The following is a 19,048-nucleotide window of genomic DNA, read 5'->3' as shown; positions in this document are numbered from 1 at the left end:
TGAAAATGGCTTTCGAGGAAAAAAACATACTAAACCGTTTATACATCATTGCTGGATGTATGTTTCTCTTCGCCTTGGCCATAAGCATAAAACTGATGAATATTCAGTTTGTGGATGGTGAAAAATATAGAGAGCTCGCCAAAGAAAACACCACCAAAAATTTTGTTATTCCCGCCAATCGAGGCAATGTTTATGCAGATGACGGCAGTCTTTTGGCAACTTCTGTTCCAAAATATGACATTCGTTTTGACGCGGTAACGGTTTCTTCCGAAGATTTCAATGAAAATCTAAAACCACTTTCTGAAGGTTTGAGCAAAATGTTCGGAAAGCCCGTGTCTTATTATCTAGATATGTTTAGAAAGGCTCGAGCCGATAAAAACCGCTATCAGTTGGTGGTAAAAAATTTGGGTTATTCAAACTACATTAAAGTAAAAAATTTACCGCTTTTCCGAAAAGGTCCCTATAAAGGTGGAATCATTGTTGAACAACGCACGGTTCGCGAACATCCTATTGGTAAAATTGCACAGCGTACCGTTGGCGATGAAGCATTTGACCGACCGGGCTACTATGCTGTTGGTCTTGAGGGTGCTTTTAATGATTTGCTAACCGGAAAAGAGGGTCATCGTTTAAAGCAAAAAATTGCACAGGGCCAATGGAAGCCTATATTTGATGACAACGAAATTGAGCCGCAAGACGGTTACGATATTGTTTCAACCATAAATGTAAATATCCAGGATATTGCACATCATGCGTTGTTGAAGCAGTTAGAGTATTACGAAGCTGAACACGGAAGTGTAATCGTAATGGAAGTTGCCACTGGCGAGATAAAAGCCGTGTCAAACCTTGGACGCACTTCTCAAGGAACTTATTATGAAAAGCTAAATTACGCCATTGGCGAGTCGCACGAACCTGGCTCTACTTTTAAAGTGATGGCAATGATGGCCGCACTAGAAGACAAAGTAATTGATACTAGTACCGTTGTTGACACCGGAAATGGCAGAAAAGTTTTCTATGGAAAGCCTATTAATGATTCTCATCGTGGCGGCTACGGAAAAATTTCTGCAGCAAAAGCTTTAGAGGTTTCTTCAAATATCGGATTGGCAACAATCATTGACAATGGATACTCCAAAAACCCAAATAAATTCATCAACCGATTAAAAAGCTGGCATTTAAATGAAAAAACAGGAGTTTCCATAAAAGGTGAGGGGATGCCAATGATTCCACAGCCGGGAGACAAAAAGTGGAGCAAAAACGCCCTGCCTTCAATGTCTTATGGGTATGGTTTAAGACTAACTCCTTTGCAAACACTTACATTCTACAATGCTATTGCGAACAACGGAGTAATGGTAAAGCCGCGCTTTATAAAAGAAGTTAGGGCCTGGAATGAAAAAGTAACTACATACGATACCAAAATTATCAATCCAAAAATCTGTTCAGATGAAACCTTGCGTGAAATCAAGGAAATAATGAAAAATACAGTTAAGCGTGGAACGGGTAAATCACTCTATTCGCCAGATTTTTCGATGGCTGGAAAAACAGGAACTGCACAAACCGAATATTGGATGCCAGATTGGAAGGGCAATCGACGTTACATTTCTTCATTTGCGGGATTTTTTCCAGCGGAAAATCCTAAGTATTCCTGCATCGTGATTATTCATAAACCAAGCACAAGAAAAGGATTTTATGGAGCCGATGTTTCCGGTCCAGTATTTAAAAGAATCGCTCAAAAAATCTTCACCGATTCTCAAATAATAGATTCTGTGGAAGATGTGGAAAAAACAGATCCACTGATTGAAAAGGATTATGAAAAGTATTATGCAAAGTTGCAACAACCGGCTAAAACAATTCCCAACGTTACCGGAATGGCAGGAATGGATGCGGTTTCACTATTAGAAAATCTTGGATTAAGAGTTCAAGTTGTGGGCAATGGAACTGTTTCCAGCCAATCCATAAAATCTGGCGAAAATCTTAAAAAAGGACAATTAATAACATTGAACTTATCGTGATATTGTTAAAGGACATACTGTACAAAGTTACCATCGAAAGCGTCGTTGGCAGTACTTCCGTGGCCATAAACAATCTTGAGTTTGATTCGCGAAACGTTTCTTTAAACGATGTTTTTATCGCTATAAAAGGAACTGTTTCTGATGGACATCAATTCATTAAAAAAGCAGCAGATCAAGGCGCTTTGGCTGTTATTTGTGAAACCTTGCCTGAAAATATCATAAACGGAATAACCTATGTTCAGGTTGCAGACTCACATAAAGCGCTGGCAATTATGGCTGCCAATTATTATGGCAATCCTTCACAAGAACTAAAACTTGTCGGTATAACTGGAACTAACGGTAAAACAACGGTTTCTTCTTTATTGTATCAACTTTTCAAAAAAGCTGGATTGGAAGCCGGTTTGCTTTCCACCGTAAAAATAATGGTTGGCGATACCGAATACAAAGCCACACACACAACGCCAGATTCTTTGACCATCAACAAATATTTACGTGAAATGGTAGATGCAGGTGTTGAATTATGTTTTATGGAAGTGAGTTCCCACGGAATCCATCAAAAACGCACGGAAGCGCTTCATTTTGTTGGGGGCGTTTTCACCAATCTTTCACACGATCATTTGGATTATCACAAAGATTTCGCTGAGTATCGTGATGTGAAAAAATCTTTTTTTGATGAATTGCCAAAAACCGCTTTCGCTTTGGTGAATGTAGATGACAAAAATGGTGTGGTAATGCTTCAAAATACTAAAGCTGAGAAAAAAACATATGCTTTAAAAACCTACGCTGATTATAAAGCCCAAGTTTTGGAGAGTCAATTTACAGGACAACTTCTTAAAATAAACAATCAGGAATTGTGGGCAAAATTGATTGGAGGTTTCAATGCCTATAATTTATTGGCGATATACGGAACGGCGCAACTTTTAGGGTTGGAAGAACTCGAAATCCTTCAAATTATGAGCACTTTGGAAAGTGTGGGCGGCAGATTTCAGTATTTAATTTCTGAAAAGAAAATCACGGCAATAGTAGATTATGCGCACACCCCTGATGCTTTAAAAAATGTATTGGAAACAATAAACAGCATCCGAACCGGTAATGAAGAAGTGATAACGGTTGTTGGTTGTGGTGGAGATCGTGATGCGCAAAAACGTCCCGTGATGGGAAACATCGCTGCTTCATTGAGTACCAAAGTTGTTTTTACAAGCGACAATCCACGAACCGAAAATGCTGAAAAAATTATTGAACAAATTGAAGCGGGTGTGCCTGCGGAACATTATAAAAAAACAATTTCAATAACAAATAGAAAGGAAGCCATAAAAGCTGCCTGCCAAATGGCGCAGGAAAATGATATTATTTTAATTGCTGGAAAAGGACATGAAACCTATCAGGAAATCAACGGGGAACGTTTCGATTTTGATGATTTTAAAATAGTAAATCAACTTTTAAAAACCCTAAACAAATAGCCAATGCTGTATTATCTCTTTGAATATTTAGATAAAACATATGATATGCCTGGTGCTGGGTTGTTCAACTTCATTACGTTTCGGGCTATTTTGGCTGTTATACTTTCATTATTTATAGCCACTGTTTATGGTAAAAAAATAATCAAATATCTCCAGAAGAAACAAGTTGGCGAATCCATACGCGATCTTGGTCTGGATGGTCAAAACGAAAAAGCCGGAACACCAACTATGGGTGGAATCATAATAATTCTTGCCACTTTAATTCCTGTTTTACTTTTCGCAAAGCTTGAAAATATATATGTAATACTTCTGATCGTAACTACCCTTTGGATGGGGGCAATTGGTTTTATTGACGATTACATCAAAAAATTTAAAAACGACAAACAAGGTTTACCGGGAAAATTTAAAATAATTGGACAGGTTGGCTTGGGCATTTTCGTAGGAGCAACGATGTATTTACATCCAGATATTGTGGTGCAGCACAACATTGAAAATCCTGGAACAGAAACGGAAATAATCGCAAAAGGACCAACCAATGAGTTTTATGTAAAGGACAAGGCGATGCTAACAACCATTCCTTTTGTAAAGGAAAATGAATTCAATTATTCCAAATTAATTAGCTGGGCTGGCGAAAATTATAAGAGTTATGTATGGTTAATATTTATTCCAATCGTGATTTTTATAATTACAGCGGTTTCAAATGGTGCCAATCTCACTGATGGTATTGATGGACTTGCCGCAGGAACATCGGCAATTATAGGGCTCACCTTGGCATTATTCGCTTGGGTTTCGGGCAATGTTGTTTTTGCGGATTATCTAAATATTATGTACATCCCAAATACGGGAGAAATGACCATTTTCATCACTGCATTTGTTGGGGCGCTTATTGGGTTTTTATGGTACAATACTTATCCCGCACAAGTATTTATGGGAGATACGGGTAGCTTAACTATTGGCGGAATTATAGCAGTAATAGCAATTGCCGTTCGAAAAGAATTGTTGATACCGATCCTTTGCGGAATATTTCTGATGGAAAATCTTTCAGTGGTTTTGCAGGTAAGTTGGTTCAAATACACAAAAAAGAAATTTGGTGAGGGAAGACGCATTTTCAGAATGTCGCCATTACATCATCACTACCAAATTAAAGGTTTTCACGAAAGTAAAATTGTAACACGATTTTGGATTGTGGGGATTTTTTTGGCAATAATTACAATTGTTACACTAAAAATTAGATAAAGTGAAACAACGGCTGGTGATTTTAGGTGGTGGCGAAAGTGGAGTAGGAACAGCCATTTTAGGACTAGAGAAAGGGTTTGAAGTATTCGTTTCAGACTTCGGAAAAATAAAGGAAAAGTACAAAGAAGTTCTTATAAATAATGGGATTGAATGGGAAGAGGAAGGTCATTCCGAAGAGAAAATCCTTTCCGCAGCTATAGTGATGAAAAGCCCGGGAATTCCCGATAAGGCGCCAATCATTAAAAAGTTGCACGAAAAAGGAGTGAAGGTTATTTCTGAAATTGAGTTCGCTGCAAAATTCACGAAAGCAACAATCGTAGGAATCACTGGAAGCAACGGAAAAACCACAACGGCAAGCTTGACCTATGAATTGCTGAAAAATGGCGGATTGAATGTGGCTTTGGGCGGAAATATCGGGAAGAGTTTCGCAGAACAGGTTTCCGAGGAAAAGTATGAAAATTTTGTACTTGAGCTAAGCAGTTTTCAGCTTGACGGAATTGAAACCTTTGCGCCGCACATTGCAGTTTTGACCAATTTGAGTCCGGACCATTTGGACAGATATGATTATAAATATGAAAATTATATCGCTTCAAAATTCAGGATAACGATGAACCAAACGTCTCAGGATTATTTCATCTATGACGCAGACGATGCTGAAATAATCAAATGGCTTTCGCAAAACCCAATAAAATCGCAGCCGTTGCCTTTTTCAAATAAAAAAGAATTGAAACAGGGAGCATTCAAAAGAAACAACGAAATAATAATAACAATAGATAACAATCAATTTACTATGCCAATCGCAACAATAGGAATTCAAGGGGAACACAATGTAAAAAACGCAATGGCAGCTTCAACGGTGGCCACATTATTGAGAATTAGAAAACAAACCATCCGTGAAAGCCTGGAAGGTTTTCAAGGGGTGGAACATCGACTTGAAAAAGTTTTGAAAATCAACAATGTGATGTATATAAACGATTCCAAAGCCACAAATGTAAACGCAACATTTTTTGCGCTTGATAGTATGGAAAATCCAACCGTTTGGATTGTTGGCGGTGTTGATAAAGGAAACGATTACACAGAGCTTTTGCCGTTAGTGAACGAAAAAGTGAAAGCAATAATCTGTTTAGGAGTTGATAATGAAAAAATAATTAGTGCTTTCGGAAACGTTGTAGATACAATAATTGAGACCGATTCTATGGCGATGGCTGTGCAGGTTGCTTATAAATTGGCCGAGCGCAACAACACTGTTCTGCTTTCTCCCGCCTGCGCAAGTTTCGATTTATTTGAAAACTACGAAGACCGAGGAAGACAGTTTAAGGAAGCAGTTAGAAATTTATAATAAACTATAAACCAGAAAAGTGAAAAACATTTTTCAATACATACAAGGCGATAGAGCAATATGGGGAATAGCAGGCCTTTTGGCACTTTTCTCCTTTTTGCCGGTTTACAGCGCAAGCAGTAATCTAGCTTATCTGTATGGAGATGGAAGTACACTTCCGTATCTATTAAGGCATTTTGCGCACCTGGTATTGGGGATTGCTATTTTGTATGGTGTACATAAAATTCCGTACAATTATTTTCGAGGGCTTTCTATTATTGCGGTTCCTGTTATAATTCTACTTTTAATCATTACAATGGCCGAAGGAACCACTATTGAAGGTGCAAACGCCAGTCGGTGGATTCGTGTGCCATTTGTTGGGGTAACTTTTCAAACTTCCACTTTGGCGGGTGTTGTTCTGATGACCTATGTGGCGCGTTATCTTTCAAGAATAAAGGACAAGACTGTTACTTTTAAAGAAACAATCTTACCTCTTTGGGTGCCCGTTTTCGTGGTGCTGGCATTGATTCTGCCCGCAAATTTTTCCACCACCGCAATCTTTTTTGTAATGATTGTGATGCTTGTTTTTATTGGAGGTTATCCATTGAGATATTTGGGAATTATACTTGGAGCTGGATTAATTTTCCTTACACTTTTTGTTATTTCGGCAAAAGCATTTCCCGGTGTTTTCCCAAACCGTGTTGATACTTGGATTAGTAGAGTTGAAAACTTCAGTGATAATAAAGATACCGAAGCCGACTATCAAATTGAAAAAGCGAAAATAGCCATCGCCTCTGGTGGTGTAACTGGTTTAGGGCCTGGAAAGAGTGTTCAGAAAAACTTTTTGCCACAGTCGTCCTCAGATTTTATTTATGCCATAATTGTTGAGGAATTTGGCCTTATTGGTGGACTATTTTTAATGGTTTTATACCTGTTTTTGCTTTTCAGAATTGTGGTTGTGGCGCATAAATCAACCTCTGTTTTTGGAAAATTATTGGTCATAGGCGTAGGGATGCCTATAATTTTTAGGGCGCTGATAAATATGGCAGTTGCGGTAGAATTATTCCCCGTAACAGGACAAAACCTTCCATTGATAAGTAGTGGCGGAACCTCTATTTGGATGACGTGTTTGGCCTTGGGAATGATTTTAAGTGTAAGTGCAAAAAGAGAAGTCCCTGTAAAAGAAGAGAAGGAAGAAAACCCATTGGATATTTTAAGCGAAGCAATTTGAAACACAAATTCATCATAAGCGGCGGCGGCACCGGAGGTCATATTTACCCGGCGGTTGCCATTGCGAACGAGTTAAAAAACCGTTTCCCCGATGCTGAATTTTTGTTTGTTGGCGCAGAAGATAGAATGGAAATGGAGAAAGTGCCGCAAGCGGGCTATAAAATAAAAGGTCTTTGGATTTCTGGTTTGCAACGAAGTTTATCCCTTCAAAATTTGGCTTTTCCCTTAAAACTTGTTTCCAGTTTGCGGAAATCTTTACAAATATTAAAAGAATTTAAACCCGATGTTGCAATAGGCACAGGCGGTTATGCGAGTGCTCCGTTATTGCGAATGGCGGCATTACGAAGCATTCCTTGTTTAATTCAGGAACAAAATAGCCATGCGGGAATCACAAACAAATGGTTGAGCGGAAAAGTCCAAAAAATATGTGTGGCTTATGAAGGGATGGAGAAATTCTTTCCGTCGAAAAAATTAAAACTTACAGGAAATCCTGTTAGGCAGGATTTACTGGAGATTTCTTCAAAAAAAGAAGAGGCAATTGCATTCTTCAATTTAAAAAAAGAAAAGAAAACATTATTGGTTTTGGGTGGAAGTTTGGGAGCACGACGCATCAACCAATTAATAGAAAAGTCATTGCCGTTTTTTGAAAAGAACGATTTACAACTAATCTGGCAATGCGGGAAATATTACGAAGAAACCTATAAGAATAAGGGAAGTGAAACAGTACAAGTCCATGCTTTTTTAAACCGCATGGATTTGGCGTATGCTGCGGCAGATTTCATTATTTCAAGAGCTGGCGCGCTTTCGGTTTCAGAATTGTGTTTGGTCGGAAAACCTGTGGTTTTCATTCCATCACCAAATGTTGCCGAAGATCACCAAACAAAAAATGCAAAAGCAATTTCTGAAAAAAATGCTGCGTTGTTGATTAAAGAAAACGATTTGGATTCCAGCTTTGAAAATGAATTTTCAGAATTGATTGCGTCCGAAGAAAAACAGAAAACTCTTTCGGAAAACATAAAAAAATTGGCAAAGCCAAATGCCACAAAAGATATAGTTGAAGAGATTGAGAAATTATTAGAAAAAAGTCGATGAGTTGAGAAGTCGATGAGTTTAGGGGCTAAACTTCTAAACTCATCAACCCATCGACTAAAATTAAACTTGAAACATTAAATTTTGAATAACCTAAAAGACATACAAACTTTCTACTTCGTCGGCATCGGCGGCATAGGGATGAGTGCGCTTGCGCGTTATTTCAAAATGCAGGGGAAAGCTGTTTTTGGGTATGATAAAACTTCAACAGATTTAACTGAAGAATTGGTCGCCGAAGGAATTCCGGTGACTTTCATTGATGAAATTTCTGAAATTCAAAAAGAAGTAATTTCAAAAGAAAACGTTTTGGTGGTATATACGCCAGCAATTCCAAAGAACAACAAGATTTTAAACTATTTCTTTACCGAAGAATTTAATATTGTGAAACGCGCCGAACTTTTGGGTGAAGTTTCAAAAAACACACTTTGTCTTGCAGTTGCTGGAACGCATGGTAAAACAACAACTTCAGCAATTTTGGGACATTTATTGGCAGAATGCAATATGCCCGTAACAGCATTTTTGGGTGGAATTGCAGAAAATTATAATTCCAATTTTATCTATAAAGGCAGTGAAATAACTGTAGTTGAGGCAGATGAGTTTGACCGTTCCTTTCTTCAGCTACGTCCAGATATTGCTTGCGTAACTTCAATGGATGCGGACCATTTAGATATTTATGGAGATGCTACGGAAATAGAAAACGCTTTTCGAACCTTTGCGCAATTGGTTGAAAAAGATGAAAATATTTTTATAAAAAGGGACCTTCCTTTGGATGGAATGACCGTTGCCGTTGAAGAACCATCAGATTATGAAGCGCAGAACGTGAAAGTTAAAGATGGCGCATACCTTTTCAACTTAAAAACCCCAAATGGAACTTTAGAGAACCTAACCTTCAATCTTCCTGGAAGACATAATCTTACAAATGCCATAATGGCTTTGGGCATGGCAATTTTAGCAGGCTCCCCAACCGATTGTCTGCCCAAAGCATTGGCAACTTTTAAAGGCGTGAAGCGTCGTTTTTCGTATAAAATCAAATCTGAAAAATTAGTTTTGATAGATGATTATGCCCATCATCCCACAGAAATAGATGCTTTATTTCAAGCAGTGGATGAAATGTATCCAAATGATCATAAACAGATTGTTTTTCAGCCGCATCTTTTCAGCAGAACGCGCGATTTTGCGGAAGGTTTTGCAAAAAGTCTTTCACAGTTTGATGAAGTTGTGTTGCTGGATATTTATCCTGCTAGAGAAGAGCCTATTGAAGGAATTACATCAGAATGGCTTTTAAATCAGATAAATGTAGATCAAAAAAGAGTGGTATTCAAATCAGCTTTGCCAGAAGTATTATTGAAATCGAAATGTCGAATAAAACTGCTTGTAGGTGCCGGTGACATTGGCGCTGAGGTAAATAAGTTAACTCAAAAATTAAAAAATGAAGCGTAGTATTGAAATCATAAAATTTATATTTCTTCTAGGATTGATGGCCTTCCTTTTCAGCTTCACGAAAAAGCGAAATGATGCTAGAAAAATCACAAAACTAGACGTTGTGTTTGTTGATGAAAACAGCCCTTTTATTACCCACAATACAGTTAATAAATTGTTGATACAAAATCATGACAAGGTTACGAGCATAGGTAAAGAAACTTTAGTTTTGAAGAAGATGGAGCAAAGACTGCTTGAAAACCCTATGGTTCGTGATGCTCAGGTCTATGTGTCGGTTGACGGTACATTAGGAGCAAAAATAGAACAACGCAAGCCAGTGGGCAGGGTGTCTAGTTCGCCAGATTATTACTTAGATGCAGACGGAAAAAAGATGCCGTTGTCTGATGTGTACTCGGCAAGAGTACCAATAATTACGGGAATTTCAAAAAATAATTTTAATGAAGTTACACCTCTGCTGCTTAAAATTGAAAGCGATGAATTTATGAAAAGCAGCGTGGTGGGTTTAAACCGAAAAGCAGATGGTGATATAGAATTAGAGCTACGGAAGGTCAATTTTAAAGTGCTTTTTGGACAACCTGAAAACATTGATAAAAAGTTTCAAAATTTTAAAGCATTTTACAAAAAAACAAAACAAGACAGTACACTGTATGGTTACAATAAGGTGAATCTGAAATTTGAAAGTCAGGTTGTTGCCACAAAAAAGTAAGAAGATGGAAAACGAGAATATTGCTGTAGGCTTAGATATTGGAACTACCAAAATAGTTGCTATGATTGGTAGGAAAAATGATTATGGCAAAATGGAAGTATTGGGAATTGGAAAAGCCAAAAGTCTTGGTGTGCACCGTGGTGTCGTTAATAACATTACCCAAACCATTCAGTCCATTCAGCAAGCTGTTCAGGATGCTGAAACGTCTTCTGGATTGAAGATAAAAGAGGTAGTTGTGGGCATTGCAGGACAGCACATCCGAAGCCTTCAACACAGTGATTATATTACGCGTCCCAATGGCGAAGATGTTATTAGGGAAGAAGATATAGATAGACTTTGCAACCAAGTTCACAAATTGGTGATGCTTCCTGGGGAAGAAATATTACACGTTTTGCCACAGGATTTCAAAGTTGATGGACAGGCTGAAATAAAAGAGCCTATTGGAATGTATGGTGCACGCTTGGAAGCGAATTTTCACGTGGTTGTTGGGCAAGTTTCTTCCATCAGGAATGTGGGAAGATGTATAAAAAGTGCAGGTCTTGAACTTTCAGCAATTACTTTAGAGCCTTTGGCTTCTGCAAAAGCTGTTTTGAGCCAAGAGGAAAAAGAAGCAGGTGTTGCGCTTATTGATATTGGAGGTGGAACTACGGATTTGGCTATTTTCAAAGATGGAATTATTCGCCATACAGCAGTAATTCCTTTCGGTGGAAATGTAATTACGGAAGACATAAAAGAAGGTTGCTCTATCATAGAAAAGCAGGCTGAATTGCTAAAAATAAAATTTGGCTCCGCTTGGCCCGGAGAAAATAAGGATAATGAAATCGTTTCAATTCCAGGCTTAAGAGGAAGAGAACCAAAGGAAATCAGTTTAAAAAACCTTTCAAAAATAATCCATGCACGTGTTATCGAAATCATCGAGCAGGTGTATATGGAAATCAAAAATTACGGGCACGAAGATCCGAAAAAGAAACTTATTGCTGGAATTGTACTCACTGGCGGCGGCGCACAGCTTCAACATATAAAGCAACTTGTGGAATACATTACAGGAATGGACACACGCATTGGCTATCCCAACGAGCATTTAGCGGGCGATAGTGATGCCGAAACTACCAGCCCTATGTATGCCACTGCGGTAGGTTTGGTTTTGAACAGTTTGGAAAGTAAGGAAAAATCTTCGTTGATGAAACGTTTTTCACAGGAAGAAATTACACAAGAGAATGAAGGAAAATCAGACGCTACACAAACTGAAACTGAGCTGAAAGAAGAAGAGGAAACTGGAAAAAAAGAAGGAAAAAGCAAAGAAAAAGAATCCAAAATATCAAAACGTTTTTTTGATAAATGGGCGGAAAAGTTCAAGGAATTTTTGGACAATGCCGAATAATAAAAATTGAAAAAGAAAAGGACCACAAATAAAAAAAATATGAGCAGCAAAACAGAATTTGACAACATTTCATTCGATCTGCCGAAAAACCAATCCAACGTAATTAAGGTGATTGGCGTTGGCGGCGGAGGGAGTAACGCCATTAACCATATGTTCAGTCAGGGCATAAAGGGAGTAGATTTTGTAATTTGTAATACAGATTCACAAGCATTGGAAAACAGTCCAGTGCCAAACAAAATACAGTTGGGAGTTTCACTCACGGAAGGTTTGGGGGCAGGTGCAAACCCTAAAGTTGGCGAACAGTCTGCTGTGGAAAGCATGGAAGAAATTCGCAGTATGCTCACCACCAATACCAAAATGATTTTCATCACTGCCGGAATGGGTGGTGGTACCGGAACTGGCGCGGCACCAATTATTGCAAAAATGGCTAAGGATATGGATATTCTTACCGTTGGCATCGTTACTATTCCTTTCCAGTTTGAAGGAAAAACCAGAAATGACCAAGCGCATATTGGGGTTGAAAAACTGCGCCAAAATGTAGATTCATTGGTTGTTATCAACAATAATAAATTACGTGAAGTTTATGGAAACTTAGGTTTTAAAGCCGGGTTTTCAAAAGCTGATGAAGTTTTGGCCACCGCTGCTCGTGGTATAGCCGAAGTAATTACACACCACTACACCCAAAACATTGACCTTCGTGACGCTAAAACGGTGCTTGCTAATAGCGGAACCGCCATTATGGGAAGCGCAACTGCCTCTGGTGCCAATAGGGCAAAAGAAGCAATTGGCAGAGCTTTGGATTCGCCATTGCTGAACGATAACAAAATAAAAGGCGCCAAAAATGTGTTGCTGCTTATCGTTTCTGGCTCGGATGAAATCACTATTGATGAGATAGGCGAAATTAGTGACCACATTCAGGATGAGGCTGGCCACAGCGCAAACATTATTATGGGTGTAGGCGAAGAGGAAAGCTTAGAAGGTTCTATTTCTATTACTGTGATTGCAACGGGTTTCAACGTTGAGCAACAAAACGAAATAGTAAATACGGAAACAAAAAAGATAATCCATACGTTGGAAGACGAGCAAAAGGCGGAGCATGATCTTAGCCCAAAAGCAACAGCTACTACTGTAAAATTGCCTGAAAAACCTTTGTCAACCCAACCAAAAACTCAAGCATCAGTGGTAAAACATACATTGTTTGATGATGCTGAAATTGAAGAAAAGCTACCATTTGACGGTTACATCAAAACTTCGGAGTTGTTAAAAAACCTTAATGTTTCTTACGAGGAAGTTGTGGTTAATGATATTGAGGAATTCAATCAGGTAGCAGTAAACAAGATAAACGTAAATGAATTTGTAATTCTTGAAGCACCCAAAAAAGAAGAAGAGGAATTAATCAAACAAGAAACAATTTCTGAAGATAATGATGAGCAAATATTAATGTTTGATCTCCCTATAAATTCTACTTCAAAAAAATCTGCAGAAAAGGAACAAAAAGAAGATGCGGTTTTCTTTGATTTGGACGAAATAGAAGTTCAAGATCACATTGAGGTTATTCCTGTTACCGAAGTTTCAGGTGAAGGAATCAAGCGCTATAGTTTGGACGATTATCAAGAAGTTGAAAATAGACTGAACAGTGCAAAACCCTCAAAAATAGTTGCAGAAGAAATAGAGGATGAAGAAATTGTTTTTGAAAAAAGAACGGTTTCAGAGCCCGATAAAAATGAAATAGATACGCAAGAAGATGAAGATCCGCTCAATTCGCCAATATCAAAAATATTGAGTGAACGCACGGAAGAGCGCAAAAGAAAGATGAAGGAGTTCAATTATAAATTCAAAAACAGCCCTTCCCGTGTCGATGAGATTGAAAAACAGCCGGCTTACAAGCGTATGGGTATTGATCTTAACGAAACAAAGAACGAACCCAACATTTCAAGAACCTCTGTAAACACAAATGATGACGAGATTGAATTGCGAAAAAACAATTCATTTTTACACGATAATGTAGACTAAGTGATATTTTTTCACTTAAAGCAGGAGCCCGAATTTCAGTAATGAGTTCGGGTTTTTTTAATGTAAAATTTTGAATGGCATAAATCTAAATTTTACTATTTCGCATTACCGGTTTATTGAGTATCTTCGCACTCTATAAAAAAATAAAGAAATGAGCTTACAGGAAAAGGTAATGGAGGCGATGAAAACCGCAATGAAAGAGAAAGACACACAGTCTTTGGAAGCCTTGCGCGCCGTAAAGTCCGCATTGCTTTTAGCACAGACGGAAACAGGTTCAAAAGCAGCCCTAACAGAAGATGAAGAACTAAAATTACTTCAAAAACAAGTTAAACAACGAAAGGATAGCGCTGCAATTTACAAAGAGCAAAACCGCCCAGACCTTGCTGAACCTGAATTGATTCAAGCAAAAGTGATTGAACAGTTTTTGCCACAACAATTAAGCGAAGAAGAAGTAAGCAAAATTGTGGATGCAATAATTGCAGAAACAGGAGCGTCATCTATGGCAGATATGGGAAAGGTAATGGGCTTGGCAAGTGCAAAGCTTGCAGGAAAAGCTGACGGCAAAACCATTTCGACAGTAGTAAAGTCTAGATTGTCATAAAAATAATAAAGGCCGCGTGGCGCAACTGAATAGCGCATCAGATTTCGGCTCTGAGGGTTGGGGGTTTGAATCCCTCCGCGGTCACGAATAAATAGAGAAGGCAAATTTAAAATTGAGATCGCTCAAAATTAAATTTGCCTTTTCTATTTTCAAAGCTTCGCTTCGAGGGATCACCGCAGGTAATCCCATTGGTGAATTACGATAATTTTGAACTTGCTCAAGAAACTTTTTCACCATTAAAAATGTGTTAATTAATACATCTTTAATAGCCATGGTGCACTACAATTTTTAACTTTAATTCTCAAAAAAGTTAAATTAAACACACAAATTATGTTCACTCTTATTAACGGAATTCCCAAAGATATTTTAGGAATTGTGATTTCTGGAAAAACTACAAAAGAAGATTACGACCAACTTAATCCGCTATTGGAGAAACACAAAATGGAGCATGGCACCATTAAGTTTTTTGTTGAGATAGATGAGTTGAATTATACTGCCAAAGCGATGTGGGCAGATTTTAAAACAGGGCTCCATTATTGGCGAGACATAAAGAGTGTTGCTATTGTTACCGACAAGGAATGGCTTGAAAAATCCATTGAGGCCTTCGGAGCAATCATTCCGGGTATGAAAACGAAAGGTTTTGAGCTGGATGAGCGCCAAGAGGCTTTGGAGTGGTTAAAAAATCAGGAAGGTTAATATAAAGATTTTCCAATTGTTCCTTTTTTAAACGCCAAATTGCTTTAAATGATGGTCCAAATGTTTATACTGCATCTGGCCCCATTGCTGTTTTGTAAAATAGCCAAAGCCAGGGTGGGGATTCCATTCTTCACGCTCTCTTTTACTGCCAAACTCATCTAATAAAACTGTGAGCTTCTTTTTTTCAATATTAAAATCTCTGGGTTCAGATTCCTTTAAAAATTTTGCCGTGGGCAAATTCTTTCGGAACGGGCTGTCGTTATAAAGCATTTTTTTGAAAAATAACTTAGCCAAAAAATTAGGCTTCATGCCATAATCATTTTTTTCCAGCATAATATTAAAAGGACCCTGACAATGGTGTAACATTTGTCCTACGGTCATTTTGCCCCATTGTTTTTCAGAATTATCAGAAAGTTTGTCCAATCTATTTTTTGTTTCGGAAAAAGTTTCGGCATCAAAAAGTGATTTCATCATTAAAGATTTATGTTGAAAGAATAAATTTATTCAATAAATTATGAAATATTCCATTTAAGAAGATTGTTTTCAAATCTTTATGTGGTTTAAACATTCGTTATTATCTTTAGTGAAAAGCTTAGAATATGGAAGAAAACGCTTCTTTTTCCATAAAGAACTGGAACGAAGACGACCGACCACGCGAAAAACTGTTGCTTAAAGGCCGAACTGCGCTGAGTGATGCAGAACTAATAGCTATACTAATTGGTTCTGGCAGTCGAAACGAAAGCGCCGTTTCTTTAAGCCAGCGCATTTTGGCTTCGGCAGATAATAATTTGAGTGAATTGGGAAGACTTTCCATTCCCGAATTAATGGAATTTAAAGGTATAGGAGAGGCCAAGGCAATAAGTATTGCCGCTGCGATGGAATTGGGCCGAAGGAGAAGAACGGGTGAAGCATTGGAACGAAAAAAAATAACTTCCAGCAACTCAGTTTTTGAATTTGTGCAGCCCATTATTGGTGAACTTCCACACGAGGAATTTTGGATTCTTTATTTAAACAACTCAAACAAAATTATTAAAAGTGCGCAACTCAGTAAAGGCGGGATAACTGGAACGGTGGTAGATGTTCGGTTGGCATTTAAAGAAGCGTTGCAGCTTGGGGCAGTAGGTATTATTTTGGCACACAACCATCCTTCGGGCACTTTGAAGCCCAGCCAAGCAGACATTCAGCTAACAAAAAAACTGAAAACCGCAGGCGATAGTTTGGACATAAAAGTGCTGGATCATCTTATAATTACCGAAAAAGCGTACTTTAGCTTTGCCGATGAAAATATGCTGTAACCCGATATGCTGTTAATTTACACCCAAAAACTTACCCCCCGTATTTCCTATATTTTTAAGCATATTTGTTTGCGTATTCTAGGAGTTGATGTTGTTTTTACTTCAGTAATTGAAGAATTTATAGCCCACCTTGGCCCAAAAATTTCCTATGGAAAAAAACCATTGGGCAACGAACTTTTTTTTCAAAGTTATGGGCTTTTGGAGCAACAAGGTTTGGAATCAATTGATTTTTCTGTAAAAAAATGGGGAGATACATTCGGTTTTTTTTCGGTTTCAAACAGTAGTGGACTTCCTTTTGATATTTTTTCCGCCAGTTTTTATATGATTACCCGCTACGAAGAATATCTTCCACATGTGAAAGATGAGGTGGGACGCTTTATGGCCTCGGAAAGTTTGGCGCATAAAGAAGGATTTCTTCATCAGCCTATAGTGGATATTTGGGCGTATCTATTTAAGGATAAACTCCTGGATGCATTTCCTGAATTGATTTTTCCTCCAAAAAAACTTATTGTCCATCCTGTAATTGAAGCAGCTCAGCCCTATGCATATAAGCAGAAAGGAATATTTAGAACTGTTGTGGGATATGTAAATGGTTTTTTTCACGGAAAATTTCGAAATATGATTGAACGCACCCAAGTGGTTTTGGGTATAAAACGCGACCCGTTGGATACTTTCAAATGGATTGTAAATAAGGCCACACGAAGTGATTTCAACCTTACTGTTTTCTTTCTTTTGGGAAATTCGCTATCATTCAATGAGAGTATGAACACCCATCGGCAGAAGTTCAAAATGCTGATAAAATTTGTTTCAGATTACAAAGATGTGGGGCTTATCTTTTCATTCAATTCATTAAAAGATTATGAAATGCTGAAAAGCGAAAAACGCCGGATGCAAGAAATAACCAATCGTTCACTCACCAGCGCTATGAATTCTGAGTTTTTGGTGAACCTTCCTGATATATATCGTCATTTGGTGGAACTGGAGGTAAAGCGTGATTTTACAATGGTTTTTCGTGATACTGTTGGCTTCCGCGCTGGAACTTGCACGCCCTTTCTTTTTTATGATTTGGATTATGAAATAAAAACTCCTTTAATTATCCATCCTTCAGCGATGACTACGTTGGCATTTCAAAAAAAATACGCCTCAGATATCGAAAAAACAGTCAATAATACCATTAAAGCAGTGGAAAATGTAAACGGAACTTTTACTATGATTTTTTCCAACAAAGATTTCTCTTCTACCGAAAACAATAAAGTATGGCGAAGTATTTTTTCAGAAAAACTACAGGAATATGCACAATAACGAAATAACGGATGTTTTTTTTGATTTAGACCACACCCTTTGGGATTTTGACCGAAATTCAGGCTTGGCTTTTGAAAGAGTATTCAAAAAACACAAAATAGACTTGCCGCTAACCGATTTTTTAAAGGAATATGAACCCATTAATTTAGTTTATTGGAAAAAATACAGAGAAGAGCGTGTTACTAAAGAAGAACTCCGAAGAGGCAGGTTGACCGAAACTTTTGATATTTTTAAACTAAAATTCCCTATTGAAACCATTGATGTACTTGCTGTTTGTTATATAGAAGAATTACCTGTAGATAACCACCTTTTTATTGGCACTGTAGAAATCCTAGAATATCTTTCCGAAAAATATAAACTTCATATTATAACCAACGGTTTTGAGGAAGTTCAGTATTTAAAACTTCATAATAGCGGCATAAAAAAATATTTTAACACGATTACTACTTCGGAAGAGGTAGGGTTAAAGAAGCCCAATCCTGTTATATTTGAAATCGCCCTTAAAAAAGCTTCTGCCATACCACAAAAGAGTATAATGATTGGCGATAGTTTGGAAGCAGACATCATGGGTGCAAAAAATGCTGGAATGCATACGCTGTTTTTTAATTACAGAAAGGAAGATGTGTCGAAATCCTATTTCGCTGTTAATGAGCTTTTGGAAATTAAAAATCATTTGTAGTAATATTTCCATAGCAAAGACCGTTAACAATCTGTAAACTATCCCCATTTATGAATAAAGTCCTATCCCCATCTATTTTTATGGTATTTGCCTGCCTTTTTTTCACGGCCTGCATAAAGGATACCAATTTTGACCAAGCCGAGGATATTGCACTAACGCCAGTTATTGAATTAGATTTGATATACTTCAACCTGCAGGCAAATCGTTTTTTTGACACTATAAATTCCACTCAAATCCTTACTGTCCGCGATACTACTGAAATTAGATTTTTAGACGACAGTATGTTACAGGAAAGCTTGAAGAGGGCAGAATTCTATTTCAAATTTACCAACAGCATTCCTAGAGATTTTCAAGTGGATTTTCAATTTTTGAGTGAATTGAATGACACAACCTATGTAACCGCAACCAATGTAGCACAAGGAACAATTGCAACTCCAGTAATTACAGAATTTACGGAAAATGTTGAAGGAGAAGGTATTCTGAGTTTAACACAAGCACATAAAGTCGTGGTTTCGGTAACCATACCTTCTTCTAATGAAAATCTGGAAGGCACATTAAATCTAAAATCCAAAACCACCTACTTTTTGGAATACTAA

At 37.7% G+C, this 19,048-nt stretch carries 18 protein-coding genes and 1 tRNA gene; 17 read left to right on the top strand and 2 right to left on the bottom strand.

Translation table 11 applies throughout. The features are described 5' to 3' along the window. Window positions 1-5: 5 nt before the first annotated feature. The 12 genes from Q2U82_RS01980 (at window position 6) to Q2U82_RS01925 (ending at window position 14,564) form a co-directional block, all read left to right on the top strand. Window positions 6-2,006, top strand: a complete 2,001-nt coding sequence (locus Q2U82_RS01980; protein ID WP_410006066.1) for a penicillin-binding protein — start codon at window positions 6-8, stop codon at window positions 2,004-2,006. Then, window positions 2,003-3,466, top strand: a complete 1,464-nt coding sequence (locus Q2U82_RS01975; RefSeq protein ID WP_410006065.1) for a UDP-N-acetylmuramoyl-L-alanyl-D-glutamate--2,6-diaminopimelate ligase — start codon at window positions 2,003-2,005, stop codon at window positions 3,464-3,466. The genes Q2U82_RS01980 and Q2U82_RS01975 overlap by 4 nt, the downstream gene beginning before the upstream one ends. A 3-nt stretch (window positions 3,467-3,469) precedes the next feature. After that, on the top strand, window positions 3,470-4,702 hold the full coding sequence (gene mraY, locus Q2U82_RS01970) for a phospho-N-acetylmuramoyl-pentapeptide-transferase (RefSeq protein WP_410006064.1): 1,233 nt from the start codon (window positions 3,470-3,472) through the stop codon (window positions 4,700-4,702). A gap of 1 nt (window position 4,703) precedes the next feature. Then, entirely contained in the window at window positions 4,704-6,041 is a 1,338-nt protein-coding gene (gene murD, locus Q2U82_RS01965; protein ID WP_410006063.1) for a UDP-N-acetylmuramoyl-L-alanine--D-glutamate ligase, read from the top strand. A 19-nt stretch (window positions 6,042-6,060) separates the two neighbouring features. Continuing rightward, window positions 6,061-7,251 carry an FtsW/RodA/SpoVE family cell cycle protein gene (locus Q2U82_RS01960; protein ID WP_410006062.1) on the top strand — a complete coding sequence of 397 codons (1,191 nt, stop codon included), beginning with the start codon at window positions 6,061-6,063 and terminating at the stop codon, window positions 7,249-7,251. Further along, on the top strand, window positions 7,248-8,342 hold the full coding sequence (murG, locus tag Q2U82_RS01955) for an undecaprenyldiphospho-muramoylpentapeptide beta-N-acetylglucosaminyltransferase (RefSeq protein WP_410006061.1): 1,095 nt from the start codon (window positions 7,248-7,250) through the stop codon (window positions 8,340-8,342). Before Q2U82_RS01960 ends, murG begins: the two co-directional genes overlap by 4 nt. An 81-nt stretch (window positions 8,343-8,423) precedes the next feature. Beyond that, window positions 8,424-9,779 (top strand): UDP-N-acetylmuramate--L-alanine ligase, encoded by a 1,356-nt coding sequence (gene murC / locus Q2U82_RS01950; RefSeq protein WP_410006060.1) that lies wholly within the window; start codon window positions 8,424-8,426, stop codon window positions 9,777-9,779. Continuing rightward, window positions 9,769-10,485: a cell division protein FtsQ/DivIB gene (locus Q2U82_RS01945; protein WP_410006059.1), complete on the top strand. Its 717-nt coding sequence runs from the start codon at window positions 9,769-9,771 to the stop codon at window positions 10,483-10,485. The genes murC and Q2U82_RS01945 overlap by 11 nt, the downstream gene beginning before the upstream one ends. A 4-nt stretch (window positions 10,486-10,489) precedes the next feature. Further along, window positions 10,490-11,866, top strand: coding sequence for a cell division protein FtsA (ftsA, locus tag Q2U82_RS01940; RefSeq protein ID WP_410006058.1), 1,377 nt, complete (start codon window positions 10,490-10,492; stop codon window positions 11,864-11,866). Window positions 11,867-11,905: 39 nt separating this feature from the next. After that, a complete protein-coding gene (ftsZ, locus tag Q2U82_RS01935; RefSeq protein WP_410006057.1) occupies window positions 11,906-13,879 on the top strand; it encodes a cell division protein FtsZ in 1,974 nt (657 codons plus the stop codon). Between the two features lie 151 nt (window positions 13,880-14,030). After that, on the top strand, window positions 14,031-14,480 hold the full coding sequence (locus Q2U82_RS01930; protein ID WP_410006056.1) for a GatB/YqeY domain-containing protein: 450 nt from the start codon (window positions 14,031-14,033) through the stop codon (window positions 14,478-14,480). Between the two features lie 10 nt (window positions 14,481-14,490). Further along, a tRNA-Arg gene (locus tag Q2U82_RS01925) sits at window positions 14,491-14,564 on the top strand. On the opposite strand, the gene Q2U82_RS01920 is transcribed toward Q2U82_RS01925, so the two are convergent. Beyond that, a complete protein-coding gene (locus Q2U82_RS01920; RefSeq protein WP_410006055.1) occupies window positions 14,562-14,753 on the bottom strand; it encodes a hypothetical protein in 192 nt (63 codons plus the stop codon). The genes Q2U82_RS01925 and Q2U82_RS01920 overlap by 3 nt on opposite strands. A 57-nt stretch (window positions 14,754-14,810) precedes the next feature. Between Q2U82_RS01920 and Q2U82_RS01915 the strand changes: the two genes are divergently transcribed. After that, a complete protein-coding gene (locus Q2U82_RS01915; protein ID WP_410006054.1) occupies window positions 14,811-15,176 on the top strand; it encodes an STAS/SEC14 domain-containing protein in 366 nt (121 codons plus the stop codon). 27 nt (window positions 15,177-15,203) lie between these two features. Here the strand turns inward: Q2U82_RS01915 and Q2U82_RS01910 are convergent, their stop codons facing one another. Beyond that, window positions 15,204-15,650, bottom strand: a complete 447-nt coding sequence (locus Q2U82_RS01910; RefSeq protein ID WP_410006053.1) for a DUF1569 domain-containing protein — start codon at window positions 15,648-15,650, stop codon at window positions 15,204-15,206. Between the two features lie 125 nt (window positions 15,651-15,775). On the opposite strand from Q2U82_RS01910, the gene radC reads away from it, so the two are divergent. From radC to Q2U82_RS01890, 4 genes are read left to right on the top strand one after another with little or no spacing between them, the layout of a single operon-like run. After that, window positions 15,776-16,471 carry a RadC family protein gene (radC, locus tag Q2U82_RS01905; protein ID WP_410006052.1) on the top strand — a complete coding sequence of 232 codons (696 nt, stop codon included), beginning with the start codon at window positions 15,776-15,778 and terminating at the stop codon, window positions 16,469-16,471. Window positions 16,472-16,477: 6 nt separating this feature from the next. Continuing rightward, window positions 16,478-17,773 carry a DUF7033 domain-containing protein gene (locus Q2U82_RS01900; RefSeq protein WP_410006051.1) on the top strand — a complete coding sequence of 432 codons (1,296 nt, stop codon included), beginning with the start codon at window positions 16,478-16,480 and terminating at the stop codon, window positions 17,771-17,773. Continuing rightward, window positions 17,763-18,452, top strand: a complete 690-nt coding sequence (locus Q2U82_RS01895; protein ID WP_410006050.1) for a YjjG family noncanonical pyrimidine nucleotidase — start codon at window positions 17,763-17,765, stop codon at window positions 18,450-18,452. The genes Q2U82_RS01900 and Q2U82_RS01895 overlap by 11 nt, the downstream gene beginning before the upstream one ends. 50 nt (window positions 18,453-18,502) lie before the next feature. Next, entirely contained in the window at window positions 18,503-19,048 is a 546-nt protein-coding gene (locus Q2U82_RS01890; protein WP_410006049.1) for a hypothetical protein, read from the top strand.

The sequence above is a fragment of the Aequorivita nionensis genome (assembly GCF_046352995.1).
Classification (GTDB): domain Bacteria; phylum Bacteroidota; class Bacteroidia; order Flavobacteriales; family Flavobacteriaceae; genus Aequorivita; species Aequorivita nionensis.
The sequence above is the reverse complement of the archived record's forward strand: the minus strand, read 5'-3'. Positions and strand labels throughout refer to the sequence as shown.